Here is a 12,282-nt window from a genome sequence, read left to right on the forward strand (position 1 = left end):
GTTTATGGTTGGCGTTGAAGGTTGGTTTGGCACTGGTGGCTGGTTTGTCCCTTATGGCTGGATACGCCGTTGGGTGTTGATGGTGAAGGGCTGGTGGATGACGTTAGGGTGGCTATTATTGATGGTATCGTTTTTTTGGTGCGTTAAACAACCTAAGGTTGTTTATTTTGTTGAATTTTATGCCTTTAGAGTTTTAAGGGCTTTTGTGGTTTTTTATCCATAAGCCTTGGTGTTTTGAATGGCACTGAGCTTTTCAAAGATTTTATGGGGGGCTTTTGATGGCTCTTTCCCCCGTCATTGTGGGGGTTGATTTGCGGGCAGTTGATTTTGGTTTGGCGCTGGTGGGTGGCGTTGGGGTGGCTATTATTGATGGTATCGTTTTTTTTGGTGCGTTAAACAACCTAAGGTTGTTTATTTGTTGAATTTTATGCCTTTAGAGTTTTAAGGGCTTTTGTGGTTTTTTATCAATAAGCCTTGGTGTTTTGAATGGCACTGGGCTCTTCAAAGATTTTATGGGGGTCTTGATGGCTTTTTTCCCAATCGCTGATTATCGACCCGATGTGGCGGATATCAATGGAATTTTTACCGATGAACTTGTTAATGTGCTCCCAGCTGATGGCTCCTATATCCCTATGCCAAGTTTTGAGCCTTTATCAGAGCCTTGTCCGGAGCCAATTTTAGGCACTCTTGCGGTTAAAACAAAAAATGGAGTTTCTATTATTGTCGGGACAAGAGAAAAAATCTACTTGCTTGATAATACAACAATGAACTGGAAAGATATTAGCCAAAAAGGAAAACCTTATCTGGCTAATGTTGATGCTCCGTGGTCTTTTGCTTTGTTTGGTGATTTTATCATTGCTGTGAATGCCAATGATAAACCACAAGTGATTGATATTAATCATGATAAAACATTTAGAAATTTAGGAGGAAATCCACCACAGGCAGGGATTGTTCGAATCTGGGGAGATTTCGTTTGTTTGATGAAATTAACTGAGTATCCAAGACGGGTTCATTGGTCTGGATTAAATGATGCTGAATTTTGGACCGTGGGGAAAAAAAGTTGTGATTATCAAGATTTTCCTGATGGCGGATTCGTCCAAGGGGCAACCGAGACAACAAATCCAATTATCTTTATGCGTTCTGCAATCTATGCTGGTTCTTTTATCCCTGGCTCTAAGATTATTTTTAGTTTCCAAAAAATCCACGATAAACGAGGCGCAAAAAATGCTGAATCAATTGTTTGTAGAGGCGATTTAGCATTCTTTGCCGATGAGGGCGGGTTTTATCAAATAACAAATGAGGGACAGATTATACCCATTGGGTTCGAAAAAGTCGATCGAACGATGACCGCAAAATCAAGGAAGGATAATCTGTACACTCTGTCTGCGGCTATCGATGGGGTGTATAATCGTGTTTATTGGATGGTTGATTCTGATGAGAACCTTCATAAACGTATCTTGCTCATTTATGATTGGGGATTGCAAAAATGGACAAAAGCTCTCGTCGATATCAAAATGATATTGCCTATTTTCTTAGCCGGAACAACCCTAGAAGGTCTTGATTTTGTGACTAAGAATATTGATGACTTGTCCTTTTCTCTTGATAGTAAAGCTTGGAAAAATGAATCGCCTATTCTGGGGGCATTTGATCAACAGGGGAGACTGGGTTCGTTTTCTGGGGGTCCTATGGCTTGTGTCGTGACATCACAAGAAATGGGGCAGACAAATGGCATGATAACACGGGTGAAAAATATTATGCCTCAAGTCAATAGTGGAAAGTTTTATTTGTCTGTGGGAATGCGCTTTCGACAATCTCTTGAAGAGGAAACTGTTTGGTTGCCAGAAAAACAGCCCTCTTATAATACTGGACAAATTCACTGTCGTGCAAGGGCACGGTTTTATCGCTTTAAATTGCGTATTCCTGAAGGGGTGAATTGGACTCATGTCACTGGATTTGATGTGGAATTGACGCGGGCCGGCATGCGATAGGCATGCCCTTTTATAATACCATGCGATAGGCATGCCCTTTTATAATACCATGCGATAGGCATGCCCTTTTGTAATATCATGCGATAGGCTCAAACCTCTATTATTAAAGAACAAATGCCCCATAGACTTCCCAAGCCTTTAGAAACAAAGGCACAATGCGATATGCTGTGTCTTTATAATATGAAGAACAAGGTGGTGCGTTATGTTTTATGCTTTTCTGAGATAAAGGAAAAATAGGCTGCACCATGGTTTATTTTTATAAAGAAGAAAGTTCCCTCTTTGTTGTGACAAAGGGATGATGGGGCTTTTTTTCTTTTATTGTGCGGGGGGCATGGAATGCGTGAAATGCGTAGGGGGATGTTATTTGAGGGGAGATGAGTGATGAAGCTAAAAGAGCTAAAATTATGATGCAAGAGAGTCAAGATTTATATTCTGCTTATCTGACAGAGCAGTGGCCATGGGAAAAAATAGCTCCCTATCAAGAGGCTCTCAATGCTGCATTGAAAAAATATGCTCAGCGCTTTCCGGATGATGTTTGTTTGGAAAAAATCGCTGAAGAAATCGCTACAGGACAAGCACAGTTGTGGCTGGTCTTAAAAAATAAAATCCAATTTAGTGCTTTTGCAATTACCAAAGTTGAAATAACCCATACGGGAAAAAAATGCGTCGTTCTCTCTGATCTTGCTGGAGAGGGAGGACTGAAATTGGTCAAGTTGATTGATGAAGTCGAAAAATGGGCGCGAACAATCAATGCTGAAGAAATGCACATGTTTGGAAGAACTGGATGGGCGAAAAAGCTCGCTCATCACGGATATTCTCGTAATCTTATTCAATATAGAAAGGTTCTGAACCCATGAGTAGAAAAACCACACCTCAAGTGCAAACAACAACACAAACAAATGCTCCACCTGCTTGGGCGGCTGATATTCTTAAACAAGCCAGTGCTGATGCACTTGGACTTTATAATAAAGGAATTGGCGGAAACGTTTATCAGGGAGACAGAGTCGCTGGTCTTAGCAATATGACAAAAAATGCGCTGACCGGTTTACAACAAGCGGCAGGGTTCTATAACAATCCAACGGTAACGCAATGGTTGAATGCACCCACCAACAGCGCTACAAATCTTTCCGGTATGGCTAAGGGAAGCTGGATTGGAAGCAATAGTAAATTTAATACTGCATTGCAAAATGCTCTGAATAAAACGTCCGATGCAATTAATCAATCGATGTCGGGAGCAGGACGTTATGGCTCTGGGGCTCATGCTGGTGTGCTGGCCGATGAGTTAGGCGCCTTGGCAACAAATGCTGCAGCACAGCAATATAATCAAGATATTAACAATATGATGAATGCCAACCAGATGATTGATCGCTCTCAGAATGATCAAGTTAATGCGGCAAATAGCTATTATCAAGGACAGAGTAACGTGCAAAGCAATGCTTTGAAAGGGGGCATGATTCAAGATATAAACCGTCAAAATGTCTTAGATGCTGAACGCCAAAAATGGTCAGAAAAAGATAATCAAGATTGGAACCGATTGCAAAGCTTGTTACAGGTAGGGACACAGGCTGCTGGAAATTACGGAACGACTTCAGGAAAATCCACGACAATGCCTTCTGTGACAAAAGATCCATTGCGTGATGCGCAGCAAGTGCTTGGATTGGTCGGAGGAATTTTAGGGCTTTGTGATGTGAGAGCAAAAGAAAATATTATCCCTGTCGGAAAGAAAAAAGGATATCCACTTTATAGCTTTAATTATAAAGGAAACCCACAACGTTATCAGGGCGTGCTGGCGCAAGATGTGTTGCGTGTGAACCCTGAAGCTGTTTATGTCAATGCAAAAACAAAGTTATTGCATGTTGATTATGACAAAATAGGCCTGAAAATGGAAAAAATGAAAATGGAGAAAATGCCGGCATCTAAAAATAAAATTGCGACTTTCTTTTCTTCATTTTTTGCTCGTTTTCCCTTTTTGAAAAAAGAGTATCTTCTATGAGTTCGATTTATGATTGGTCAATTGTTGCATCAGAAAATGCTTATGCCGATGAGAGTATAAACTGGGCAGAAGGGCAACCTCCAAGCACAGTCAATGATAGTGCTCGCGCTATGATGCAACGCATCAAAGAATATTTGTTGGATAATGGGGGTGTGATTGAAACACAGTTTACTGTCGATGTGAAAAATGAGAGAACGTCACTTCGTTTGGCAACAAAGTCTTTTTTTGAGACTTATATGGATGGCATTGTTGTGCGCTTTAAAGCACAAGGCGTCAACAGAGGAATAACAAATATTTCTTTAAATCAATTGCCGCCAAGACCAACTTATATGGCAACGCCAGAGGGTATTATGCCTTTAAAGGGCGGGGAAATTCAAAAAGGGGGGCTTTATGAAGTCGTCTATACGCGTGATATTGCCGGAAAAAATGCTGATGGCTGGTTTTTAACCAATCCTACTATAAAACTTCCTGAAATTCCGCCCTTTCCTCCTTTGCCTGAAACTTTTTCTTCTGGATTTATCGGGACTTTTGCTACAGAAAAAATACCCTCTGGATGGTTACTGTGTGATGGTAAAGAATATTCGCGAAGGAGCTATGCTAATCTCTTTGCTGTTCTGGGAGAAACATGGGGAAAAGGAGACGGGAGAACAACATTCAATGTTCCCGATTTGCGTGGAATGTTTTTACGGGGGCTCGATAGTGGAAAAGAAATTGATAAAGGACGTCGCTTGGGAAGCCGACAAGAAGAGTCTTTTCAATCCCATACCCATGAGGGAAAAACAGATTCAACAGGTAACCACCAGCATAGTTATCCAATGATTGAAGAGGTAGTTTGGGATATGAATCACGGTGAATATTATAGACATCTGGCTCAAGTCTACAATAAAGATCGGTTAACGAAGGCTGCGGGAGAGCATGAACATAAGGTCTTGTTGCAAAAAACAGGGGGTGATGAAACACGTCCTGTCAATGTGGCGGTGGTTTATGCTGTCAAAGCCTGAGAATGAAAGCTGTGTGAGAGAAAGATAAAAATGCTTGCAAAATGTTTGTTATGAAAAAAGTCTTATTGAATATAAAGTCTTATAGAATATATTGTGCAGAAAGTTTTGAGGCGCTTTAGAAAAAAAACTCAACTCTCTTTATTCTTTTATTTTTTGTGCTGCCTTTGTTGGATGCCTAAAGGTGAGTTTACCTATTGTTCTTTAGAGGATCAAGACAGTGATTATTAAAGGTAGGGAAAGAACAAAAAAAATTTCTTTATTCATGGCGTTTTTTGCTGAGGAATAAAGATTTTATCCCAAATGCCTCTCTCTTGTGGTATCGTGATCCATTGTTTCAAGTGCTGGGTTTAAACCGCTGCTGTGCGATGACAAAAAGCTCCTAGATAATTTTATCCTATTATAGCGTAAATACCGTCATTAAAACACTATTATTGAAGCTGGTGATATCAGTAAGATAGCTTAAAGTATTTAATACATTAGCAACTGTTCTGGGGAGGATTTGCTTGGTTAAGTATTATGCAAGTGAATCATATAAATAATGAGCAGATATGGAGCTCCTTCAGAGGAGTTGGATTGTTTACAAACCGATGTGGGGCTAAAACCTTTGTCCTTTGAGGGTGGTGGGAAGAGGTCAACGGATATGTTTATTTAAAGCGAGAAAAAGCAAAATGGAGCGCTTTCTTTTTTGGCAAAGCGTGTAGGAAAAAAGGGCTCTTTGTTTTCAAAATGGGTGCACTGTTGGCAAGAGCAGCAGGTTGGCGATGCGTTGTAGTACATGGTGAGGCATTGAACCCTCTGAGATGGCATTTTGTGTTTATCAGGCAACTTCTTGAAACGGGATGAGAGTGATACGAGAAAATCTATAAGACAATATTTTATCCCGTTGTGTTGTAAAATACCATTGTTTGAGATGCGGTTAAAATTTTATGCATGGGGTGTTTTTCGTCTGTGTGTATTCCTAAAGCAGCATTTTTTTGTAGAGTAACTCTGGACAGGGGATACATTACAAGGATGCATTTGAAGGGGGAAGCCAAGTCAAATCTGTTAGATACGAAGCCAGATTGTTGACAAACCATTGTTTATTGATTGGTATTATTTAAAGACCGGTGTGGTTTTGTCCTTTGGGGAAAGGTTGATACAGCATGCAAGGTGACATGCATTTCTCTTTGGTTTTAGGTGGTAAAATCATCATTTTAGGTGGAAAACAGAGTATAATCTAAAAAAATACCTTGTAAAAATTTTCGATGAGGAATTTTTTTTCAAAAGCTTTTCATATGGTTTTCTGAGGTTTTCTGAGGTTTTCTGAGGTTTTCTGAGGTTTTCTGAGGTTTTCTGAGGTTTTCTGAGGTTTTCTGAGAAATGCAAGAGCCGTACAACGAAAAAAGAGATGCAAAGGCCTTAATACGTGTTTAGCTTATCAAAAAGGGGGATATAATGGCACTTTTTCCATTTTCTATTGCTGATATTGATGATCCGGAATGTATTCGTGTGGTTCTTTATGCTAGCGGAAGAATGGGACATGCTCCTTTAAACGCATTGTTGAAGAAAGCATATGAAGATATTACAAAAATTGCAAAGCGCATGGATGCTTTAGAAAAAAAATTAAATGCTCTAGATCTTACCAATGTCGAACAGAAAAAAAATGAGAAAGAAGAGAAGCAAGACAGTATTAATAGTGTTGTGAGTGGTGGAATAACGACACCAAACAGTTTTGTGAGCGCACCAGAAATTAAAACAGAATCATTGTCCGTTGGAGACATATTTTTTTCTCCAATATACGATGCGCCAAAAATAGACTACAGCTCCTTTTTTTCAAAATTTACAGCACATAAGCCGCTAAAAATACACAGTAGTGTTGCTCAAGACATCAATGTTGAGCATTCTGGAGAGATTTCTTCTTTGTTAGATAAGGAAAAATAGAATAGAGTGATCATAACAATATGTATCGGGTGAAGCTATAGATCAGATAAACCTAATTTATATCTTCGGTGGAGCTTGGAATTGCACTCTGTTTAAGATGTTAAAAAATGGTAAAAATTGATAGAGAAGCGTTGTTGCTGGATAAGTTGATCATGCGTTGTTGGGGAGAGTAGGGCGCGTATTGAAATCTAAGGGCAAGTTTTTAAAGCTTACAGAGAAAGGAGCCGTGTCCGAACAAAAACGCATGACAAAAGAAGTTTTAAAAAAGATAAAGAATCTTGCAATCATTTTAAAAAGCTTTTTGGATAGGGCGTTTGATGATTTTAACTCTATAAATAATTTGCGGTTTTTACGCTTTTTAAAAAGAGAAAAAGTGCAGTTTATCGCAATTTTAATTTGTTAAAAATCCCATAAAAAGAAAATGTTAATTGCCAAAAGGACAAAAGCAGAAAAATGCCTATACGAAAATCATGCGTATCGTTGTGTCTTTTCTTATAAACGAAGAGAAATGCTATACTGTTTAAGAAGACTTGAAGGCTAACGTTTCACTTGTTTTCTTGTCAGACAAGATTGTACAAGCGGTTGTTGATTTGTCTTATCCTGTTTATGCTGTAAAGACTGTCCTTTCAGGTGTGATGATATAAGGCAAGTCTCTTTGTAAGAGCCTCCATGATACAAAAAATGTTTTTTAAAAGGCGTGGCAAATATTTAAGGCAGGCTTATTTGTTGAGCTTTAAGTTTAAGTCAATCACATGTGAGAAAGCCAAATGGACACCGCTCAATCCGAGCTGTTGATAGATCAGATTGGGTGAAGAATCTTCATCTTTTGAAGTGGTGGATGAAAGTCAAGAAAAACCAGCTTTTACAAGCGTAAAAGAACGGGGCTTATTATAATTATGGACTTAAATCATGTGTGTTTTTTCATGGATTATATTGAGATAAAGCTACAAAGTATGTTGATTTATTTGATACGTTTTTATTTTAGAAAGTGCATTGTTGTAAACAACTCTTCTCAATACGAATGTATCATTATTTATACTCTTTTTGGATATTTTTATAAATATAATTAAAAAGCTTGCAATACTATACGTTTTGTGTATAAGTATTTATTACTGATTTCTTTTGTATTTTATTTAGTTATATCTCTATTCATAAGCCGCGCCTTTAAATGGCGCGGCTTTTTTACTTTCTAATAACAGGGGCGCTATATATTTGTTATTGAGATGGCTTTGGATATGTTTCTCATTATTGTATTTTGTGATTTCGTTTTGCTGTGAAATCTTTAAATTCTTGTGTGTTTTATCCCAATAGGGAAGATTCAAATAAAAATGCAGGCGTCTGGGTTTGGTTTCTTTGCTTTGGTTGGGGAGGCGTTGAATAGTTAAAGAATCTTTGTGACTGTTTGACGGAGAATGATATGAGGTGAAGCATAAAATGGTGGCGCATTTGAAGGGCCATTATCATACATGCCAGCATGGTCAAAAATGCAAATGTGTCTTTAACAGTGTTTGTTGGTCTCGATTAGAAAGTCCATTCTTTTTTTGTTAGGAGTTTTACATCTATAATCTCTTATCTTGTGTTAGCGACTGCTTTTTGAGGGGGAGGAAATAGAAGGCGTGTAAGATTTTATATATGAAGTGTTTGTGTGGTGAATAATGGTCAATCCATTGAGCACTCCCATCTTTACGCTTATGTAGAGGCAAGCCCGCACCATCATTGTATTTGCTCGCTCCCAATATTACGACAGCCTTGGTTCGTGAGACGATTCATAAGAGGCATATGCCTTTCTTATACAGTTTTTAATCCACATACCAGTTCCGCTTGTAACTTGTAAGCAACATGGTTTTGATTGTTTCAATAGAAAACAAACTTCGGATGAGAGAATCCTATGGTGTTCGGGTTTCTCATTCAACATGTAAAACAATAAATATTCTTTATAAATCAATATGACATGTCTTAACGAAGACGAATTGTTTATAGATCCGCATGGATGAAGAATCTTCGTCTTTAAAGGTGATGAGAGAAAATCATCAGCCCTATTTTTTCATAAAGGGCATGAGAAAAGTACTTTACAAGAATTTTATACGATAAAAATTATACGATAAAAAAAGAGGGGCTTTTGACATAAGAGTCTTGATCGTTTGTTGCTATAACCTGTATTGTATACACAAATACTTCTATCATTTTTTGCTGTAAAAGCTTCTCTTGGGATGTTAAAGGGTACAATCTTTATGGAAAAAAGAATCCGAGCAAGACAAAAGGCTTATTTCAAAAGATTATATCGCAAGATTGCTTTTGTTTGCATAATACTTTTTTGTATAGTGTTTTTGTGTTTTGTTGTTGCTAAGGTGGTTAGTTATTTTTCTTCTCATAAAAAAGTAACACAACAAGCAGCCGTTGAATTGGTTATTCCTGTTTTTGATCTGCGCGTATATTGCAAGGAAATTTCTGCTTCCGTTATGCCCGATATGAAAAGAGAAGTTTATCAGCATTGTCTTAATTTGGAAAGTGAGGCCTATTTTGCTATTCGTGAAATGTGGGATAAGCTTTCTGATAGTGCTAAAAAACAATGTTTGACGATGGTCCGTCCTGGGGATGGAAATTATTTTCTCTTACGAGACTGTTTTCTCAATGAAAAAGAAAATAAAACAGGCAAAAAGCGCAATTACTTTTAAGTTTTTATACGGAAAGTTAAAAGGAAGCGAATTTTTATAAAAAAAAGCCTCTTAAATGACTATCTGCCTCAAGACCAATAGCAACCTGATTTATTTATCTTGTTATATCGCACTTCTTATTTAAGGTGTGGCGACATAAGGTATGGATGCCGCCTTGAAATGTTTAAAGGGGCGTGGTGGAGTTTCAGAAGGATTTGTTGCGCTTTTTTAAGGGAAGAACGAGTGTGGGAAATCCATTTCGTAATGGTTCTGGTGAATGGTATAATCCTCATGAAATGTATGAAATTTATAGAGTATGTTCATCTTTATGGTTTGAAAAAGAGTAAGCCGGTACTATCTCACACTTTGCTTGCTCCCAATGGTGTCTCTCGACAGCCCTTTAGCCTTAAAGACGGTTCATAAGAGGTACTTTAAGTCTTTTTTATTGTTTTTACTCCACGCAGGTTTTCCCACGTGTAACATGCAAGAAAAAAAGATTGATTCAACAGAAAACAGATAGAAAATGAAAAATCCTACGGTATTAAGTTTTCTTACTTAACACAACAAATATGAATTATCATTATAAACCAATTCACTGTACGAATTTTATAAGAATTTTTATTGTTGACAGACCAGTGTGACTCGAGAATCTTCGTTCTTTGAGGGGGTAAGTCAATAGACGTGACAAAATGAGTAAAAAACTTCCTTTTATAAACATTCAAGGCTGCTTCATGCGTAAAACGCTGTGCTAGGTTTACAAATGTGCTTGTTTTATAATTCTAGTTTTCTTTATCAGAAAAGATAAGAGAGTAAATGCGTTAGGCCATTCTTATTGATAGGCTTTGAGGAGGGGCTTTTTTTGAGAAGAAGCTGATTTTTAAAAAAGTGTGACATATTGGTCAGTTTTTTCATAATTTTATATTTTTTTGTATTTAAGTATTTTGTTTTTAAGCTCAATTTGTTATAAATAAAGACTGTGATTAACTTAAAAAGTCTATGGGTTAAAATAGAAATTGATAGTATCGTTGGCTTATTTAGGAAAGAAGATTGATCTCTTGGTGATTATAGGGCTTGAATAATACTTCATGTTAATCTATCTATAAAAATCAAGAGGTTTTGTGAGGCGATCGTGGATTATCGCTCGCAAGGGGTTGCTTTAGCGATGAAGAGAGGCTATATTTATAAAACAAAGAGGTTCGCGCAGTGACTCGTTGGGATGGACGTGCTTGAGAGTTAAATGCACGAGGGGGTAGAGAATATCGGCGTTTTTAGGAGCGGTGGTTTTAGAGCAAAAAAGGAAGCTTCTAATACTCTCTGGCAGGATTTTTTTCTTTGTCAGGTGTGTTATATGTGTGTTTTCCTTTGTTGTTTTCCACAAGATAATTATTTTTTTAGTGAAATATGGTTTATTTTAAAAAAAACACTTGGCATTTTACGTGAACATCATTAGGTTTCTGCTGTTTGACAGAGAAAAAGGGAATTTTTGATTTACGATTTCCCTGCTGTTTTGTGATTTTCAAGAAAATATATGCTTTTATCAATATCAGTAGGGTTCGTTTGAGTGAAATAAACGCGGATAGCTTGATAATCGTATGTTAAACATGATTAGCATTATCAAAAGATAATGCAATGAGGAAGAGTCAATTAAGACACACATAAGACAAACACTCCAAAAAGGGATAAAGATGAGGCCACAACAAAATAGACGGGTACGCGGTCGCAATAATAACAATAATGGTAATAACAATAATAATCGTCGCGGTCCTAATCCGTTGTCTCGCAATTATGAAAGTAGCGGTCCGGATGTTAAAATTCGCGGGAATGCTCAGCAAATTGCCGATAAATACATAAGCCTTGCGCGTGATGCACAAGGTGCAGGTGATCGTGTTATGTCGGAAAATTATTTACAACATGCCGAGCACTATTTGCGTATTATTTTAGCAGCAGCTGGGCAAATGTCTCAATCGCCTCGGCGTGATGAAAATCGTGGTGATGAAAACGAAAATCGTGATGAAAACAATGGACAAGAATGCGGTGAAATAAATCTTGACGGTGAAAAAAATGATACTGTTGAGAGTGATACAGATGTATTACAAATGTCATCGCAAAAAAATGGCAATGGCCAATATGATAAAGTGCAAAATGGAGATGCGCGTGAAAACGCTTTAGAGACTCTATCGGATGAAAAAACAGATCAAGAGCACTGTCTCTCTGAGAAAAATGTTGAACCCATCAAAAAAACACGTCGTTCTCCCCGTCGACGTACTGTACGCACTCAAGATGAAGCATCTTTTGAGCTTTCACTCACAACAGCAGAAAGCTCTAGCAATGGAGATGCATCAAAAGTGACAAAAGAGGATTCTTCCTTGCCTGAATTAGGTGAGGGGATACAGAGAAAGACGCGCCGTCGCCGAGTGGTCAATCTTGAGGCAGAGGAAAATGTTTAAACCCGAAGGTTGCTGTGTAGCGCGAGCGTGGTGATGTTATTGGTATCATGATGGTAAATTGTAATATGCTCAAGAAGCTTCTTGCGCTTTCTTTGAATTTTCACGGGCAGTATCAGGAATTTAACAAGGGGTGTTGACGGAAAAGATGGCCTCTTTGCTGGGGATAGGTGAAGGGATAAAGAGAAAGACGTGCCATCGCTCAAGTGGTCAATCTTGAGGCAGAGGAAAATGTTTAAACCCGAAGGTTGCTGTGTAGCGCGAGCGTGGTGATGTTATTGG

Annotated in this window: 9 protein-coding genes; all 9 read left to right on the forward strand. The window is 38.0% G+C overall.

Annotated elements, in window-relative coordinates; all coding sequences use genetic code 11:
- Positions 1 to 4 precede the first annotated feature (4 nt).
- Positions 5 to 223 (forward strand): hypothetical protein, encoded by a 219-nt coding sequence (locus ACFIJJ_RS05570; protein WP_375622718.1) that lies wholly within the window; start codon positions 5 to 7, stop codon positions 221 to 223.
- A 55-nt stretch (positions 224 to 278) separates the two neighbouring features.
- On the forward strand, positions 279 to 422 hold the full coding sequence (locus ACFIJJ_RS05575) for a hypothetical protein (RefSeq protein ID WP_375646282.1): 144 nt from the start codon (positions 279 to 281) through the stop codon (positions 420 to 422).
- 102 nt (positions 423 to 524) lie between these two features.
- Positions 525 to 1,988: a hypothetical protein gene (locus tag ACFIJJ_RS05580; protein WP_375611684.1), complete on the forward strand. Its 1,464-nt coding sequence runs from the start codon at positions 525 to 527 to the stop codon at positions 1,986 to 1,988.
- Positions 1,989 to 2,362: 374 nt separating this feature from the next.
- Positions 2,363 to 2,845: a hypothetical protein gene (locus ACFIJJ_RS05585; protein WP_375646284.1), complete on the forward strand. Its 483-nt coding sequence runs from the start codon at positions 2,363 to 2,365 to the stop codon at positions 2,843 to 2,845.
- Positions 2,842 to 3,981, forward strand: a complete 1,140-nt coding sequence (locus ACFIJJ_RS05590) for a tail fiber domain-containing protein (protein WP_375646285.1) — start codon at positions 2,842 to 2,844, stop codon at positions 3,979 to 3,981. Before ACFIJJ_RS05585 ends, ACFIJJ_RS05590 begins: the two co-directional genes overlap by 4 nt.
- On the forward strand, positions 3,978 to 4,982 hold the full coding sequence (locus ACFIJJ_RS05595) for a phage tail protein (protein ID WP_375646287.1): 1,005 nt from the start codon (positions 3,978 to 3,980) through the stop codon (positions 4,980 to 4,982). Before ACFIJJ_RS05590 ends, ACFIJJ_RS05595 begins: the two co-directional genes overlap by 4 nt.
- Before the next feature lie 1,434 nt (positions 4,983 to 6,416).
- Positions 6,417 to 6,902 (forward strand): hypothetical protein, encoded by a 486-nt coding sequence (locus tag ACFIJJ_RS05600; RefSeq protein WP_375646288.1) that lies wholly within the window; start codon positions 6,417 to 6,419, stop codon positions 6,900 to 6,902.
- Positions 6,903 to 9,133: 2,231 nt separating this feature from the next.
- Complete coding sequence (locus tag ACFIJJ_RS05605; protein ID WP_375646289.1) at positions 9,134 to 9,577, forward strand: hypothetical protein; 444 nt, start codon at positions 9,134 to 9,136, stop codon at positions 9,575 to 9,577.
- Positions 9,578 to 11,241: 1,664 nt separating this feature from the next.
- Positions 11,242 to 12,003, forward strand: coding sequence for a DUF4167 domain-containing protein (locus ACFIJJ_RS05610; protein ID WP_375622702.1), 762 nt, complete (start codon positions 11,242 to 11,244; stop codon positions 12,001 to 12,003).
- Positions 12,004 to 12,282: the final 279 nt, after the last annotated feature.

It is taken from the genome of Bartonella sp. TT29SHDZB, from assembly GCF_042193395.1.
Lineage (GTDB): Bacteria > Pseudomonadota > Alphaproteobacteria > Rhizobiales > Rhizobiaceae > Bartonella.